Raw genomic sequence first — 14901 nt, 5'->3', positions numbered from 1 at the left:
TGTGTACCCTTTTTGTACATCATTGGGAAAGTGCCGGCAGCTGCAATTGCCCAGCCAGGCGGTCAAGGTCGGCCACTAGCTGTGGCGAAAGGCTTATGCCCTGCTCCAAGGCCTGGCGCCGCAGGGCAAGGCCAGCCTGCCCGGGCAGGCGTACCGGGCGCTCGGGGTCGAGCGGGCGGCTGGCAAGAACCAATTGGCCAAGGAAACTGGTTTCGGCGGTGAACGCCTCTAGGCCGCCAAAGAAACGCGGGTCAATGACCACGGCAGTGGCCGAGGCGCCCCACTGACCAGGTGCATCCTTGCGCCCATGGCCGGCCAGCCCCGAGGTCAGGGCCTCGACCAACAGCGCCAGGGCGAAGCCTTTGTGGCCAAAGGCCTGGCCACCGAGGGGCAGGATGCTGCCTTGCGGACGGGTAAAGAAATCGCGCGGGTCGTCGCTCAGCTTACCGTCATTGCTCACCAGGACCGGGTGCGGCAAGCGGCGGTCGGCATCGCGGCATTGGCCGATCAGGCCGAGGGTGACGGTGGACATGCTGACATCGAGCAGTATCGGCTCGCCTTGGGTCGGAATGCCGGCAGCAATTGGGTTGGGGGTGTACACAGGGTCAATGCCGCCCTGGGCGCAGACCAGCCCCACCGATGGGTCCGACGAGTAGACCATGGCCACCAGGCCCTGGTCGGTGTAGGGTTTGAGGTAGGCAGCCAGGCAGCCGATATGCGCGGCACGGCGCACCACCGCAATACCGATGCCCTGCGCAGTCGCGCCCTTGGCCGCACAGTCCAGGGCCCGGCTGACGCAATACGGCCCCAACACATAGTGGCCGTCGAACAGGCTGGAAATGCCACTGTCCGCGACCTGTTCCAGCGCCTGCGCCCGCGCCTTGACCTGCCCGCTGAGCATGCCGTCGATGTAGCGGCTGACCAGGTTCAGGCCATGGGTACGGTGGCCGAGCAGCTCGCCTTCAAGCAGCACCCGGGTCACCACCTGGGCGACTTCGGCATCGGCACCGGCGTTCATGAACAGCCGCTCGACAAAAGTGGTGAGCGCTTGCACGTTGTACGGCGTGTCTTGAGTCATTGCAGTTGCCTCGAAAATGGGACGGGAGCGGTCGATCAGGTCACGGCACCGATCTGCCAAGGCACGAACTCGTTCTGCCCATAGCCGTGCTGTTCGCTCTTGCTGCGCTCGCCGGAGGCAATGCGCAGCATCTGCTCGAAGATGTACGCGCCGCGTTCTTCGATGGTGGTGGAGCCGTCGGCGATGCCACCGCAATTGACGTCCATGTCCTCTTGCTGGTGCTCGAACACCCGGTTGTTGGTCGCCAGCTTGATCGACGGCGCCGGGGCACAGCCGTAAGCCGAGCCACGGCCGGTGGTGAAGGCAATCAGGTTGGCCCCACCGGCCACCTGGCCGGTAGCCGAGACCGGGTCGTAGCCAGGGGTGTCCATGAACACCAGGCCTTGGGCACGCACGGCTTGCGCGTATTGGTACACATCGACCAGGTTGCTGGAGCCCGCCTTGGCCACCGCGCCCAGGGACTTCTCGAGGATGGTGGTCAGCCCGCCTGCCTTGTTGCCGGCTGAGGGGTTGTTGTTGAGTTCGGCATTCATGCGTTGGCAGTAGTCTTCCCACCAGCGGATGCGCGCCACCAGCTTTTCACCCACCTCACGGCTTACCGCGCGACGTGTCAGCAAGTGTTCGGCGCCATAGATTTCCGGGGTCTCGGAAAGGATCGCGGTACCACCAGCCGCCACCAGACGGTCAACCGCATTGCCCAGAGCCGGGTTGGCGGTAATCCCCGAGTACCCATCGGAGCCGCCACACTGCAGGCCGACCACCAGGTGCCGGGCACTGACCGGCTGGCGCCGCACCTGATTGGCCTCGGCCAGCAGCGTGTTGACCTGGGCGATACCGGCAGCGATGGTTTTCGAGGTGCCGCCAATGCCCTGGATGGTGAACGCGCGCAGCTGCGCACCCGCTTGCAGGCCCTGGGTTTCCAGCAAGCTCTCGATCTGGTTGGTTTCGCAGCCCAGACCGATGATCAGCACGGCCGAGAAGTTGGGGTGAACGGCGTACCCGGCCAGGGTACGGCGCAGCAGGCCCAAGGCTTCACCGCTGGGGTCCACTGCGCAGCCTGCGCCGTGGGTCAAGGCCACCACGCCGTCGATGTTCGGGTAATCGGCAAGCGCCTCGGGGTGGATGTCACGGCGGAAATGGTCGGCCACGGCCCGGGCCACGGTCGCCGAGCAGTTCACCGAAGTGAGAATGCCGATGTAGTTGCGGGTGGCGACCCGGCCATCGGCGCGCACGATGCCCTGGAACTGCGCTTCGCTGCAGGGCTGGCTGCGGGTGTCGACACCAAAGGCATAGTCACGGGTGAAATCACCCATCTGTACGTTGTGCACATGCACGTGGTCGCCAGCATCAATGGCCTGCGAAGCAAAACCGATGATCTGCCCGTAACGGCGCAGCGGCTGACCCTGCTCCACGCGTTCGGTCGCAAGCTTGTGGCCCGAGGGAATCGGCTGACGCACGGTAATCGCCTCGGCATCCAGGTGCAGGCCTTGCGGCAAGGCCTGGCGGGCGATGAGCACATTGTCCAGCGGGTTGAGGCGGATGACGGCTAGGTCACCGGACTTGGCAATCAGTTGCATGGGACCTCTCAGGGCGGCGCGGCTGGCTTCTTGTTTTGGCTGTTGCCACTGTAAGAAGCCTTGCGCAGCATTCCCAATGAGATGATCCGATCAAGCGATAACCTGAAGTTATCGCAAAAGCGTGTCGAAGCGAGATCGTAAATCGCCGGCAATCTGGCAAGACCTGTGGGAGCTGGCTTGCCTGCGATGGGGCGCGTAGCGGCCCCGTGGTCGCTACCCTTGCGCTGCCCTGCGGCTCTGCGCGCCCTCCAGCAAGATCTCGACAAACGCCCGGGCCGCAGCGCTCAGCGGTTCATCCTTGCGGGTAACCACGCCATATTCCAGCGCGGGCACATGCAAGGGGCTGCGCAGTTCCTTGAACTGCCCGCTGGCCAACTGCGCAGCAACCATCGAGCGCGGCAACATGGCGATCATCGGGGCTGATTGCAGCAGTTGCAGGAACATCGGCATGGAGATGGTCTCCACGCTGTCTGCAGGCGTGGCGATACCGGCCACCCGGAACGCCTGCTCCAGGCGGTTGCGGATCGGCGTACCCACCGGGTACAGCACCCACGGCCAGTCGCCCAATGCGTCAAGGGGTGTGCTGTCGAGCTGGTTGAGCGGGTGTTCGCTGTTCACCACCAGGCTGAAGGGCTCGGGCTCCAGCGGCTGGAAGTCGAACAACTGGCTGAAGCGCTCTTCGGTGAAGCGGCCAATCATGATGTCCAGCTTGTTCTGCTCGAGCATGGTCAGCAGGTGATCGCTGGAATGCTCCACCACTTCAATCGACAGCAACGGACTGCGCACCTTGATGGCGGCGATGGCCTGGGGCAGCACCAATGCGGTAGCGGCAAAGATCCCGCCAACGCGGATAAAGCCGTGCCCGCCATTGCGCAGGCGGTTGACCTGGTCGACGAACTGTTGCGACTCGGCCAGCGCACCCTGGGCGTAACGCACCACGTATTCACCCAGCTCGGTGGGTGGCATGCTGCGTGGCAGGCGCTCGAACAGGGCAAAGCCGAACTGCTCCTCAAGGTCACGCAGCATCTTGCTGAGTGCCGGCTGGCTGAGGTTCATGCGCGCGGCAGTGGCATGCATGTTGCGCGTGCGCGCCAAAGTGTCGATCAGCACCAGGTGCTTGTAGCGGATCCAGTTGCAAAAGCTTGCGTGACTAAGTTGCAGCCCTTTAACCACGGGGGCTGCATCGTTTCGGAAAGACATCCTTTAGGTCCTATTGGGGCCTGAATGGCTCGATAATGCCAGCTTTATGACAACGCATCTATTCCTGCCCCCGGCGTTCTGCCGACCGTTTCCCTTCCTTTATATAGCTACTCACAGCTTGGCGGTTTTCCGGAACCCTTGATCACCTGGTGTCCGCCATAGTGGTCAGGATCGTAATCCCCGAAGAGACCAATAGCCCAAGCCTCCTCGTGCTCCATAAGCGCCCACATCCTGCCTGCCTCGGCAAGCTCGAGCATGTCGACCAGCTCATTGTCATCGACATCCCGGCGCCGGTGAGCGGCGTAGGCCATCTCACTGAGCACCGCAGCGCGGCCATCAGGATCAGTCACCAAAGCAACCTGATCGCTTAGCTCGGCCATCCAGGCCTGTGGAAGTCCATTCTTCATTCTGCCCTGCACCACCACGACTGCGCATACAGTACGCCGTCGATCTCCTCGATTCCGTTGATGTTCATGCCGAGCTGGGCCATGCCATTGACCTTGGCGTCATGCAACCGAGGGATGATGTCGGGCCCAGGCGTCGGGTTGAACACCCAGGCCTGGGTCGACACCCGGCCCAGCGGTTCGCTGTGATGGTCACCTATGTGAACATCCGCCCGCAGGGGCTTGATCTTCCGGAGCTGATCAGAGGGTATGGCCACGCCATGCTCGCGGCGTCGAACGAGGAGGAAGTACATGCGGCACCGACACTGTACAAAGATACAGTATCGTATCCTGCGCTCTACCGATTCGGCAATGACCGATCAGCCGCCAGCAATGGCCAATTGCCACGCCTGCTTGCCGGGGCTACTGTGTACGCTCATGACCTAGAGTGGAGAAGACCATGGGGTGGAATGATCACATTGACTGGGATATGAACGACGCAATTCAGGACTTAGTTGATGAGGGGCTTCTGGTTGAGGGAACGCCAGGCTATGGAATTGCGCAGCAGGTGATTCACAGCGGATACGACAGCTTGAGCGAAAAACAGAAGCACGTATTTGATAGGCATGTTGGCAATACGCTCGCCAAGAGACAGAAAGCGCTGGAGGTCCGTAGGGTCATCGACTCGAACCAGGAATAGCATCAGAGGATCCAGGCGGCTTTAGGGCATCATACTCGCGCTCGCACTGCCTCCCGGCTACTCTGGCTCGGTCAAGCGCTGCCGCCAGTTCTCCCGCTCTTTCGTCAGACCGTGCGAGCAGGTCGGAGAGCACCATGGCGGCGCGGGTGGCTGCCTGGCCTCTGGCGACAGCGGCGGTATCCGGGCCGGGGCAACTGACGGTGGCGGCGAACTGGGTGGCGTCACTGCGCAGCCGCTGGCCAGCAGCATAGGCGTCAGCAGCGCCAGCATCAGCAATCGTTCTTTCTTCATACCCTTTTACTCTCGCCTCTTGCTGCGCATCTGCGCTCCGGTGTTCTTCCTGGCGCGCCGATCGTTCGCCGATGACTTCGGCCAGGCGGTCGCCACTGTCTCGTTGTGCTGACGCTTTGCCCGCCTTGGCAAGCTCCACTGACCGACCGTGCTCGTAGGCCGCCCAGTGAGAGGTCAGCAGCAACGCCAGCACGCCGGACCATACCCAGCGGCTCACGCCGCCCCCATGAACAAATCCCGCTCAGCGGCGCGACGACGGGTCAGACCGGCCAGCACCTGGCCGCCAGCCTTGTTCCAGCGCGGAAACTGCTCAGCAGCCGCAGCGTAGTTGCCGGCATTGAGCAGTCGGCGGAGCGTCGACGATTCGAGATTGGCCGACCCCAGGTTGTAGGTGAAGCTGATCAGGGCGTCCCACTGGTTCTGGTTCAGCGGCGACGTTACCAGGCGCTCGATCTCCGGCTCGAAGCGCTGCACATCGTTCAGCAGCATGCGCTCGGCCTGCTCCTTGCTGATCTTCATGCCGGCCTTCACGCCTCGAGTCGCGCCGTAGCCGATGGTCCAGACCCCTACTGAATCCTGATAGGCCTGCAGGCGCAGGCCCTCGAACGACTTGATGAGGCTCAAGCCGCGTTGCGATGTACGCATGTGGTTTTCTCCAGGCACAAAAAAGCCCGCGCAGGGCGGGCATCGATATGAGGCAGGACCTACGGTTTCAGGACCTTGCTTGCCGAAACTGCGAACGCTCGGCGGATTCGCCACTCGTCCATGTAGCGCAGGGTGGCAACCATGCCGTCCGGCAGGCTGACCGGCCCCCAGGAGTAGCCACCTCGCCACTGGTATGACTTGCCGGCCTCCAGCCGCATCGCATTGGCGGGGTTTCGCTGCAGGAATTTGTGAATGGCTGACGTGTACTGCTTGGTGCTCGCCGAACCGCCACCGATGATCTTCCCGTAGCCCTCGTAGATATGCTCCTCCGCAGCCACCCCATAGTCCCGGTCGATCCATGCCGCCAGCTGGCCATTGGCGCTGGTAGTCAGCACGGCCCACGCATCGGGATACGCCGAAGGCGCGCCAGAGTTGACCGTGCCGTCGAACGGGATCGGCGTGGGGAACTGGCCGCCAAGGTAGAACATCGTGTCGTTGACGCCACTCGTCACGATCTGGCAGGCGTAGTCGATGTAGATATCCAAGTCCTCCAGCGCCATGATCTCGGCGTGAACACCGGCCACACCGGGCATGAAGTCGACCTGGAAGGCCTGCAGCAGTGGATACCGCCCCAGGCTCACGGTGTTACCCGCCATCAGCTTGTTGATGATGCGGCAAGTAACCCTGCTGGCCGTTCCGCTCGACCCCGGCACCAGGGTGACCCCATCGGCCTCGATCACATAAGCGACAGACGCAGCCGTCACCTTGCCGTCCACCAGGTGGTTGCCACCGGTGAACTCAAGGTTGGGCCAACCGTCGCCGTCGTTCACGGCGTCGAAGATCATGGGCGGCAGCCAGTCGGTGGCGAACGAACTGATCACCCCGCCGTTCAGGATTACCTGGGCAAAGTTGGCCAGGCTATTGGCCCCGTTCAGGCCAAAGACAAAGCCCCGAGTGCCAACCCCATCCGGCCAGCTCAGGGTGAGACGCCCCGTCGAATCGACGCTATAGGTCACTCGCGAGGGCGTGCCCCCGCTTGTTACCGGGAATTCGTAGCAGGCCGGGTCGATCACCTGCGAGTAACCGTTCTGGAATGTGGCGTTCATTCCGTACTGGGTGCCATATGCCTGCAGCTTGGAAGCGTCCAGCACCACCTCGATGCGCACATCGGTCTTGGTGTTGATCAGCAGCGTCTGGATGCCCAAGGTGCGGTCGATCGCCGGCTGCGGATCGGCCAGGGCCGAGATGCTGTTACCGGTGGTGATGACCGAGGCGTCATAGCCCGCGATGTCTACTTCTTCCACGATCCAGCCATCAGCTGCCGGTACCACGGCGGCGTTGCCGTTCTGGAAGTAGCGAAGGCCGTAGTACTTGCCGCGCTTGGCGTTGATCACCCGAGCGTTGAGGATCACGTTGGTCTGCAGGGGGCTTGGAGTCGATACCGAGCCGCCGCGACTGGTGTTGCGGAAAGGAACGATCTGGCCAGCGTTGAGGCTGATCGAGTTGGTCGATTCGCTTTTCGCCGGGATGTAGCGGCTCGGGTCGATGATGTAGCTGTAGCCCGGGTTGATCGTGTTGGCCGCACCGATAAAGGTGCCATACGCCGGCAGCTGGGCAGTGTCCAGGGTGATCAGGATTCGCAGGTCGAGCGCCACGGTGCTGGCCAGCACCACTGTCTGGATGCCGTCCCGAGTAATGGTCGGGGTTCCCGCGTCTGTCACTGTAATGACTTGGGTAGCAACGTTGGCGGCCGTCGCGTAGTTGGTCTGGTCGATTTCCTCGATGATCCAGCCATCAGGCTTGGCCGAGGGCAAAGCGGTGCTGCCGTTCACGAAGTAGGCCAGGCGGTAGTACTTGCCTGGACGTGCGCCGATGATGCAGATGTTCAGGATCGCCTTGCTGAAGGCGGTCGGCTCGGCACTGGTGGTGCCGTTGCGGGTCATCTTGCGCAGCGGGTAGACCTTGCCGCGATTGATGGTCAGCGAATCACCCAGCCCCGCGACACGCAGGTAGCAGGCCGGGTCGATGATCCACGAATAGGCCGCATTGCCGGCTGTCTGGGCGTTGATCGGCGTCCCGGCCGCCGGCAAGGCAGCCGCATCAATGGTGATGATGAAGCGTAGTTGCGGCGCGCCAGGCGGCACGATGACGAACGTTTGCACACCGCCAGTTCGCACGATGGATGCCGGGGCGTCGGTGTGCTTGTTGATGATGGTGGCCGTGCCTGCCGATGCGTAGGTGGCCGCATCGAACTGCTCGATCACGATGCCCTGGTCCGCATTCGAGCCGATGGTGGCGTCGTTCTGGAAGTAGGCGATACGGAAGTACTTGCCGTCGATATCCGCCTCGTCGCCGATCACCTTCACGTCGAGGATCAGGTTGTTGAGCACCGTGCTGGCTGCAGAGGTGGTACCGCCACGGTTCATCTGCCGGAGCGGGAAGGCTTTGCCCCGGTTGATAGTTACGGAATCAGAGGCGGCGCTAAGAATAGATCCGATAATCGTAGCCGAGCCAGCATCGTTTCGATACAGCGCAGTCAGAGTAGAGCCAGTTCCAGGAACAGAGAAGAAACGGTTTGTCGATCCAGTTCCGGATGTCGCAGCCAAGCCTTCTGCCACGCTTGGGAATGGATTTGTTACGGCTGCCGCAGCATCCGCCGACGACTTGGCGCTGTTAACTGCGGCCGTAAGGTCAACTATCCCATCGGCAACCGCCTGATCCACCGCCGTCGCGCCGTCAGCTTCAATTCCAGCAGCGATCTGCTTCAGGTTCTGAAGGTTGCCGGAGTCGGTTGGTATAGGTTCGGCGTTCGCTGCGTCGTTCGAGAAGCGATAGAGGATGTTGCTACCGACCTCAGCCTTTACTGTGGCGATCTCAAGCCGCTGTGTTTGGTCAGCCATGTCATTTCCTTGGGGCGAATTTGTTGAGCGCGGCCGTATCCGGCCGACGATTCGGGCATTTGGTGGGCTTACAGCCAGTTGCTGGAGAAGAAGTTGCCAGTGCTGTTGATTAGCATGTCGGCGACAGCGTCGAAGATGGTGTCGACCTGGTCATCAAAGTCGTGGGTGTCGTCAGCTGTGAACGCAGATGCCTCGGTTAGGAATGGGGTTACCCACTCGGTAGGTCCAATGATCTCGCCTCGATGGTCTTTCACGTGCCTTATTGCATTGCCTTGATCGTCGAATATGGCAGGCACGAAAACCCGGCCAGACTTGAACCAAGGCACGGCATCCATGCATCGCACCACTTTGTTGGAGTTCGGGCCGCGGGGTTGAGGCTCGATCTGGATTGAGCCCTTTTTGCTGATGGTCTGGATCAGGCCTGTACCGCTGGACTTGTCCTCAACCTTCATATAGCGAAGAGCTGCTGGCCTGAACTGGTCCCAGGGCTTCCAGCGCTGCCAAACCCTCAAGGCTTCGGCTTCAAGGTCGCCGGCATCCCACTTGCCGCGGACGATCTCGATGATGTAGAGGTTTCCGTCGATTCCCAGACCGCAGTGGGAAAACACCGAGAAGTCGTGCTGCTCGTCTGTTTTTTGCGCCGTGTCGACGTAGACGCCGCGCCACACCAGGAAAGGGAGTTGCTCGTAGGTCTTGAACCAGTCGGCATCGATCATGCCGCCGGTGAGCGCAACAGGCTCTTGCTGGTACTGGCTGACCATCGTGTAGGCGTCTTTGTCCCACAGCGCCATCAGGTCGTGAACCGATTCCTTGGCAGGCCAGTATGACCAGTATTCGGCGCCGCCTCGGACCACTGAAGGACCGCTGAACACGTCGCGCTCGGCGTGCTCGCGGATCTCCGCCGGAAGGCTGGCGATGTAGTCGCGGGTCACCAGGGCCGGAACTTTGATGTGCGTAAAGTCCAGGCCCATACCGCCCTTGAGCAGGAAGCCCGACACATCGTCAGTATGAAGGCGCTGCTGAGTGCAGATTACCGGCGTATCTGGCGAAGCTCGGCGACTGCGCAGGGTGTTCGTGACGATACGCTGCGCCTTTGCCCGCATGGTCGCCGAAAACGCGCTGTCGGCCTTCTCCGGGTCGTCCAGATTGATGAAGCCGGTGAAGTCCTTGGAGATGTAGCCGCCTCGGCAACCGGTGATCTGACCGCCAGTAGAACGACTGAACAACTGGTGCCGGGTACGACCCTTTTCGTCGATCAGCGACCAGTTCTCGACGTCGGCCTTGCCCATCGAGACCGGCCACAGCTCCTGATACTCAGGACTTGAGACAATTGAACGGATGCGCCCGGAGTTCTCCACTACCAGCGAGTTCGAGTAGGAAACGTTCAATGTCCGCGTCCGGTCGCGCACTGTCATAGCGTAGGCAGGAAGGTGGATCGACCAGTACTCGGTCTTGGTGCCACCTGGTGGCATGTTGAACACGACGTTCTTCAGTTCGCCGCTGAGCACTCGCAGGGCCGTGTGATCCATGTAGCGGTGGTGCCAGTTGCAAAGCATCTTCATGCCTTGGTTCAGCTGGAACCACACTCGCATGAACGAGAGCGGTGAATGCTCACTGATGCTTTTGGCGGCCTGCTTCTCCTCGATGCTCATGGCTTCCCAGTCGAGGAGCGCACTCATAGGCGTGACAGCACGGATTCAAGGGCGGCCTGATCAACCTTGACCGTGGACTTGGTCTCGATCGGAGCGCCGTTCTTCCCGGTGAGTTCGACTATCTTCTTGTCCAGGCCAAGCAGCTTGGCCTTACCCATGGTGGCGCCGACGGCAGCAGCGGCCTGCGGTGTCTCTGCGCTCAGCGCCTTCAGGCGCGCCTCTTCCAGCTCAGCCAGGAGCGTGTCCACGGTGATTTCGTGACGTTCCATGACCTTGGTCCTTAATTCTTCAATGCGGGCCTTCACCAGCGGGCTCTGGAGGAGGTTGTAACCCTCCCGGCCGATGGTGGCCGTGGCCATGTTTTCGGTGTTGTAGGCGCGCCGATAGGATTCGGCGGCATTACCGGTCTCGACATAGGCGAGGCAGAAGAGCTCCATCTTGTCGGTGAAGCGTCTTTTGGCCTTACGTTCCATATGTCACCTACAGGCTGATCAGTTTCCACTTGTAGCCGACCCATTGGGGGCGTTTTCCGCCGGTGATGGCCGGCGGTTTGACATCCACGCAGCCAGCCGGCATCAGCCATTGGCCGATGTTTTGCGGATCTGGGTCCGCGGCTGTAGTGCCTACATACAATCCATCCGCATCGGTTTGATAGACCAGGAGCTGGCCGTCCTGCAGTTGAGTAGGCATCAGTATTTGATCCAGTAGTTGACAGACCTGTTGCGTGGCCTGGTTTCGGTGCTCGTGCGAGCCGAGCGCGAGGCGTCAAAGGTTGTTGTGTCAAGCTGACGCGTCGACCCTGAATCAGCCGTTATAGGTGTTGCCCCGCCTGCGCCGCTCTGGATGGTGCTTGAGAAGGCGCCTGTGCTGCTCGCAATCGCCCCGGCGATGTCTGTGGCGAGGAATGGTCTTGAGTTGATTTGACCGACGATGTTCTGGAGCGCGTCAACCTGATAGCTCCCGAAGGACCGCTCGGTATCTACGCCGCGACCATCATCGAATCCGCGCAGAAACTCGCCTCGGTAGTCCGGGCCCCGGAACTGCAATGAGTTTTCACCGCCGGTGTTGTAGGTAGTGCCGATGAGGGCAAACAACCGTGGGTACGATGCGCGCAGGAGCAAAGGACCGTTGCACTTCAGCCAGCCCGGAGCAGGGATTCCATTGTGCGCAACGATCTTCACGTCACCCGGCTGGTGGCCGTTGAAAAACGTAGTACCGGCGTAGCGCCAAAAGCCAGTGGTGAGCACTGGGTCATTGCCAGTGTTGCCAGCAGACAGGCTTTCGTAGAAGTTGCCGTCGCTGCCGTAGGTTGGCGCACCAAGGCCGTACTGCGCTTTCTCGTGCCAGTCCATGACGCCGTTGCGCTCGACGCCCTGCAAGGCCGAGTCGACCCGGTTGTGCCACCAATTTTCATGGCCGGCCGGCGGAGCGTCCTTGTCCTGCCCGCCCTCCCAGCCAGTACCCAGGCGGAGGACTCCGGGATCTTTGAAGCTGTTGAGGCTGTCCTCGGACTCGACGCCCTGAGCCCAGCGCGTGTTAAAAGGCTGTCTTGCCATCAGGCCACGTCTCCAGGGAGGGTAATGTTTGCGTAGTCGTAGATGTGCTGGGAGGAATCTTCGACTGCCTCAATGTTCGACGGCAGGACGAATATCTCGCCGAGACGCACGCCTTGCGGTCGCGGGACCAGATCGAAGTTTTCCAGCAGAAACATGGTGTTATTGTCCAGAGCCGAGGCGATGCCGATGTCGAATGACATGTCGCCGTTATCGACCAAGGCGGTGACCTTGATGCCGATGATGATCTCGACCACTTGGATGATGCTGTCGATGGTGCCGTCGCTGATGTTTCGGGCAATCTTGGCCCTAACCAGCTTTCGGTACAGGTCGTTGTTCAGCGGTGCATCAACCTGCCCGCCATCGCCGATGTAGGGGGCGACGTTATAGTTCGTGTAGTTGTCGTTTCCCGCGTAGCCGAACACGTCGTAGGCTCCAGCCTGCAGTATCGGCCTAGGAACCCCTACGATTCGCCCGATAATGTCGAGCATTTCGCCGCTGACGGTGTCTACGTCGTAGCTGAGATAGATCTCGCTGAGCGTCTTTTCGAGTTGCGCATTGGCGATCTCCGGGACCAGGGTCAGCCACCTGGTCATGCGTGACTTTCCCCGGTATTCGTTGATTATGCGGGACTTGGCGCGCTCTACGTGATCCATGATCATGGAGTCACCGTGATCGCAATGTTGTCGGCGTCAAAGGTCGCGATCTGGGCGATGCTCGGCTGAATCGGCGTTAAGCCTTGGGATCCGGCGCTCAGCCCGATGGTGAGCGAAGTGACGTAGCTGTCGCCATACTTGCCGAGCACCTTGTTGACCGGCGTATACAGGCGCCCGACCGGCACCAGCTCGCCGATATCGTAGCCACCCTTGTTGAATCCGACTGTTTCTTCGTCGGCGAACAGGGAGCGGGTCGAGTCAGCCAAGACGGCCTTTTTGAGCTCGTCATCAATGTCGCCAGGAAGGTCGCCCTTCTTCTTGTAGGTGAGCGCGACGTAAACCGGCAGGCCGGTGACGCGCTGAAAGGTCACGGTGCTTTTATTGCCGGTCACCGGGGAAGTGACTTCCACCTTCACGCCGTTCGCGCCTTGCGGGTCAACCCAGGCGCCAGTCTTCGCGCTGTAGCGGGGGAACATGCCGCAGCCTGGGTTCTTCTTCTCGTAAATGGCCAGGCCGATATCCGCATCTGACCCACCGTTGACGATCACCGCGATGCAGTTGACCGGAATCCCATCGGGGTCGACCGGCGCATCCTCCGAGTTCTCCAAAATCTTCACGGCCGTTACGCCCGCCACGCTGGCCACGTTGGCGGTCATGTTGTCGACCATATTGCTCCCGGACCGGGCGACCGACAGATTGCGGCGAAGCCTGAAGTCAGCATCGCTTTCGGCGTCCTCGCCAGGCGCAGCCTCCAGATTGGTGACCGATGACCAGCCGGGCTGGGGCGTGCCGATGATGGTCAGCTCACCAGGGCCCGCCAGAACTCGGCCTGCTGTTTTACAGGTGACGAACCCGGTAGCCGCCCGGCTGACACCAATGATGATCGCGGCAGTGGTCAGCCAGGTCGTGTTATCGATCCGGCTGCGCACTTGCGAGCCGGCGGCAATGATTGTGCCGGCCAAGCCGATGATGGTGATCGAAGCGACGGAGTAGGTGGCATCGCGGATAGGCACGCCGGATATCTTGCCGATATTGCGCAACGCCTCGCCGGTCGCGCTGTCCGGGTCTTTGCTGCGATAGGCGGCGACCACGGCCTCGTCCAGATTGGTCAGCATCTCGACTTCGATGCCGATGCGTTGGCCGTCCGGGCTGTCCGGGTCGATGTTCCAATCCGGGTCGATGGCCAGCGTTCGCGTGTTGATGTCGGCCAGGTAGTCGTTGAGCGACGTGCCTGTGATGCCGTGGTCAGTGATCTCAGCCATTTAGACGATTGCCTGTACGAAGTTGATGTCGGCGCTCTCGCCTGAGGCGCTGGTGATGGTCGCTACCACGGTAAGCTGGCGGGTCACGGCGTCGGAAGTTACGCTGAAGGCGCTCATTCCCACACAACCAGGGGTAAGTAGGATTCGGCGCCGGATGATCGACTCGCGGGTCGCCAGGCGTGATCCCTTGCCAAGCACGCCACCGAACCAGTCGGTTCCGTCTGCTGTGTTCAGGAACCATTCGCCCAGGAACAACTTGAGCCGGGTGCGTACGTTCTGCGCCACCTCTTCGGCTGAATAGCCAGTCAGCAGCTTTTCCTGACCCATGGCCAGGTCGCCGCTGGCGTCGAGCTTGCGCACGGTCATGGGACAGACACCCCGCTGGTACCGGTGCCGGTCTGAACACCGGAATGTTTGTGAAGCTTCAGGCTTATCGTCCCGGCAAATACGTCGTTCGGCGTCGTCACAAGGCTCGTTGGGCTGATGGTCACGCCGTTGATGTTCACCGTACCGTCAGCTTCGATGTTGATGAAGCCAGCACCGTTGCTCAGCGCGATAGAGGCGTCATCCTTCAACCATGCGTACATCGACCCGCTGTTGTTGCGCAGGCGGATGCCGTCATTGGCGAAGTTGGTGATTGCGCCAGGTACCGAGCGAACACCCGGCAGGAAGTAGGCGTCGTTGATCGAGAAGCGGCGCGGCTCGGATTTTTCGGCCACGCCACCCTGGTCTACCCAGGAGTCGATGCACTCTTGCGAGAACATGATGGATCCCTCAACGCCCTCAGCCACACGGCACTCCAGAGTTCCGCCGGTCGCGCCCCAGAACTGCACCGGAACCCGAACGATTGGGCGGCGCGGCTCGGAATTGCCCAGCCGATCCTCAAGCATCAGGCCTATTTGGACCTCGGCTAGCTGGGTATCCGGGTCGAAGCTCAGCACATGGCCTGGAACACTGGTCCGGACGTTGTCCTTGAGGTACTCGCCGAAGATCTCGCGCAGCAT

17 protein-coding genes are annotated in these 14901 nt (G+C 61.3%); 1 reads left to right on the top strand and 16 read right to left on the bottom strand.

Translation table 11 applies throughout. The features are described 5' to 3' along the window. Positions 1-19: 19 nt before the first annotated feature. The 5 genes from ACNFBR_RS26640 to ACNFBR_RS26620 form a co-directional block, all read right to left on the bottom strand. Positions 20-1078: an Ldh family oxidoreductase gene (locus ACNFBR_RS26640; protein WP_416737492.1), complete on the bottom strand. Its 1059-nt coding sequence runs from the start codon at positions 1076-1078 to the stop codon at positions 20-22. Positions 1079-1113: 35 nt separating this feature from the next. Next, positions 1114-2655: a UxaA family hydrolase gene (locus tag ACNFBR_RS26635; protein ID WP_416737491.1), complete on the bottom strand. Its 1542-nt coding sequence runs from the start codon at positions 2653-2655 to the stop codon at positions 1114-1116. Between the two features lie 213 nt (positions 2656-2868). Continuing rightward, complete coding sequence (locus ACNFBR_RS26630) at positions 2869-3855, bottom strand: LysR family transcriptional regulator (protein ID WP_416737490.1); 987 nt, start codon at positions 3853-3855, stop codon at positions 2869-2871. Positions 3856-3962: 107 nt separating this feature from the next. After that, positions 3963-4262, bottom strand: coding sequence for a hypothetical protein (locus tag ACNFBR_RS26625; protein ID WP_416737489.1), 300 nt, complete (start codon positions 4260-4262; stop codon positions 3963-3965). After that, a complete protein-coding gene (locus ACNFBR_RS26620; protein WP_416737488.1) occupies positions 4259-4552 on the bottom strand; it encodes a hypothetical protein in 294 nt (97 codons plus the stop codon). The genes ACNFBR_RS26625 and ACNFBR_RS26620 overlap by 4 nt, the downstream gene beginning before the upstream one ends. Before the next feature lie 146 nt (positions 4553-4698). Here ACNFBR_RS26620 and ACNFBR_RS26615 point away from each other — a divergent pair, with 146 nt between their 5' ends. Continuing rightward, the gene (locus ACNFBR_RS26615; protein WP_416737487.1) at positions 4699-4938 is read left to right on the top strand and encodes a hypothetical protein; all 240 of its coding nucleotides are present in this window, start codon (positions 4699-4701) and stop codon (positions 4936-4938) included. On the opposite strand, the gene ACNFBR_RS26610 is transcribed toward ACNFBR_RS26615, so the two are convergent. From ACNFBR_RS26610 to ACNFBR_RS26560, 11 genes are all read right to left on the bottom strand, one after another. Next, complete coding sequence (locus tag ACNFBR_RS26610) at positions 4916-5446, bottom strand: DUF2514 domain-containing protein (RefSeq protein ID WP_416737486.1); 531 nt, start codon at positions 5444-5446, stop codon at positions 4916-4918. The two genes, ACNFBR_RS26615 and ACNFBR_RS26610, sit on opposite strands and share 23 nt — an antisense overlap. Further along, positions 5443-5874 carry a lysozyme gene (locus tag ACNFBR_RS26605; RefSeq protein WP_416737485.1) on the bottom strand — a complete coding sequence of 144 codons (432 nt, stop codon included), beginning with the start codon at positions 5872-5874 and terminating at the stop codon, positions 5443-5445. The genes ACNFBR_RS26610 and ACNFBR_RS26605 overlap by 4 nt, the downstream gene beginning before the upstream one ends. Before the next feature lie 59 nt (positions 5875-5933). After that, positions 5934-8300, bottom strand: coding sequence for a hypothetical protein (locus tag ACNFBR_RS26600; RefSeq protein ID WP_416737484.1), 2367 nt, complete (start codon positions 8298-8300; stop codon positions 5934-5936). A 542-nt stretch (positions 8301-8842) separates the two neighbouring features. Further along, entirely contained in the window at positions 8843-10453 is a 1611-nt protein-coding gene (terL, locus tag ACNFBR_RS26595; RefSeq protein ID WP_416737483.1) for a phage terminase large subunit, read from the bottom strand. Continuing rightward, complete coding sequence (locus ACNFBR_RS26590) at positions 10450-10899, bottom strand: terminase small subunit (RefSeq protein ID WP_416737482.1); 450 nt, start codon at positions 10897-10899, stop codon at positions 10450-10452. Before ACNFBR_RS26590 ends, terL begins: the two co-directional genes overlap by 4 nt. Before the next feature lie 7 nt (positions 10900-10906). Next, positions 10907-11116 (bottom strand): hypothetical protein, encoded by a 210-nt coding sequence (locus tag ACNFBR_RS26585; RefSeq protein WP_416737481.1) that lies wholly within the window; start codon positions 11114-11116, stop codon positions 10907-10909. Next, the gene (locus tag ACNFBR_RS26580) at positions 11116-11982 is read right to left on the bottom strand and encodes a phage tail protein (protein ID WP_416737480.1); all 867 of its coding nucleotides are present in this window, start codon (positions 11980-11982) and stop codon (positions 11116-11118) included. The genes ACNFBR_RS26585 and ACNFBR_RS26580 overlap by 1 nt, the downstream gene beginning before the upstream one ends. Further along, positions 11982-12641, bottom strand: a complete 660-nt coding sequence (locus ACNFBR_RS26575; protein WP_416737479.1) for a DUF2612 domain-containing protein — start codon at positions 12639-12641, stop codon at positions 11982-11984. The genes ACNFBR_RS26580 and ACNFBR_RS26575 overlap by 1 nt, the downstream gene beginning before the upstream one ends. Beyond that, on the bottom strand, positions 12638-13897 hold the full coding sequence (locus ACNFBR_RS26570; protein WP_416737478.1) for a baseplate J/gp47 family protein: 1260 nt from the start codon (positions 13895-13897) through the stop codon (positions 12638-12640). The genes ACNFBR_RS26575 and ACNFBR_RS26570 overlap by 4 nt, the downstream gene beginning before the upstream one ends. Next, positions 13898-14263 carry a hypothetical protein gene (locus ACNFBR_RS26565; protein WP_416737477.1) on the bottom strand — a complete coding sequence of 122 codons (366 nt, stop codon included), beginning with the start codon at positions 14261-14263 and terminating at the stop codon, positions 13898-13900. After that, positions 14260-14901, bottom strand: coding sequence for a Gp138 family membrane-puncturing spike protein (locus tag ACNFBR_RS26560; RefSeq protein WP_416737543.1), 642 nt, complete (start codon positions 14899-14901; stop codon positions 14260-14262). The genes ACNFBR_RS26565 and ACNFBR_RS26560 overlap by 4 nt, the downstream gene beginning before the upstream one ends.

It is taken from the genome of Pseudomonas sp. NY11955 (assembly GCF_048068035.1).
GTDB lineage: Bacteria > Pseudomonadota > Gammaproteobacteria > Pseudomonadales > Pseudomonadaceae > Aquipseudomonas.
The sequence above is the reverse complement of the archived record's forward strand: the minus strand, read 5'-3'. Positions and strand labels throughout refer to the sequence as shown.

Excerpts from the sequence above, each read along its gene's own strand:
- ACNFBR_RS26640 (WP_416737492.1), bottom strand. The coding sequence starts at position 1,078 with ATGACTCAAGACACGCCGTACAACGTGCAAGCGCTCACCACTTTTGTC.
- ACNFBR_RS26635 (WP_416737491.1), bottom strand. The coding sequence starts at position 2,655 with ATGCAACTGATTGCCAAGTCCGGTGACCTAGCCGTCATCCGCCTCAAC.
- ACNFBR_RS26630 (WP_416737490.1), bottom strand. The coding sequence starts at position 3,855 with ATGTCTTTCCGAAACGATGCAGCCCCCGTGGTTAAAGGGCTGCAACTT.
- ACNFBR_RS26625 (WP_416737489.1), bottom strand. The coding sequence starts at position 4,262 with ATGAAGAATGGACTTCCACAGGCCTGGATGGCCGAGCTAAGCGATCAG.
- ACNFBR_RS26620 (WP_416737488.1), bottom strand. The coding sequence starts at position 4,552 with ATGTACTTCCTCCTCGTTCGACGCCGCGAGCATGGCGTGGCCATACCC.
- ACNFBR_RS26615 (WP_416737487.1), top strand. The coding sequence starts at position 4,699 with ATGGGGTGGAATGATCACATTGACTGGGATATGAACGACGCAATTCAG.
- ACNFBR_RS26605 (WP_416737485.1), bottom strand. The coding sequence starts at position 5,874 with ATGCGTACATCGCAACGCGGCTTGAGCCTCATCAAGTCGTTCGAGGGC.
- ACNFBR_RS26600 (WP_416737484.1), bottom strand. The coding sequence starts at position 8,300 with ATGAACCGTGGCGGTACCACCTCTGCAGCCAGCACGGTGCTCAACAAC.
- terL (WP_416737483.1), bottom strand. The coding sequence starts at position 10,453 with ATGAGTGCGCTCCTCGACTGGGAAGCCATGAGCATCGAGGAGAAGCAG.
- ACNFBR_RS26590 (WP_416737482.1), bottom strand. The coding sequence starts at position 10,899 with ATGGAACGTAAGGCCAAAAGACGCTTCACCGACAAGATGGAGCTCTTC.
- ACNFBR_RS26585 (WP_416737481.1), bottom strand. The coding sequence starts at position 11,116 with ATGCCTACTCAACTGCAGGACGGCCAGCTCCTGGTCTATCAAACCGAT.
- ACNFBR_RS26580 (WP_416737480.1), bottom strand. The coding sequence starts at position 11,982 with ATGGCAAGACAGCCTTTTAACACGCGCTGGGCTCAGGGCGTCGAGTCC.
- ACNFBR_RS26575 (WP_416737479.1), bottom strand. The coding sequence starts at position 12,641 with ATGATCATGGATCACGTAGAGCGCGCCAAGTCCCGCATAATCAACGAA.
- ACNFBR_RS26570 (WP_416737478.1), bottom strand. The coding sequence starts at position 13,897 with ATGGCTGAGATCACTGACCACGGCATCACAGGCACGTCGCTCAACGAC.
- ACNFBR_RS26565 (WP_416737477.1), bottom strand. The coding sequence starts at position 14,263 with ATGACCGTGCGCAAGCTCGACGCCAGCGGCGACCTGGCCATGGGTCAG.
- ACNFBR_RS26560 (WP_416737543.1), bottom strand. The coding sequence starts at position 14,901 with ATGCTGCGCGAGATCTTCGGCGAGTACCTCAAGGACAACGTCCGGACC.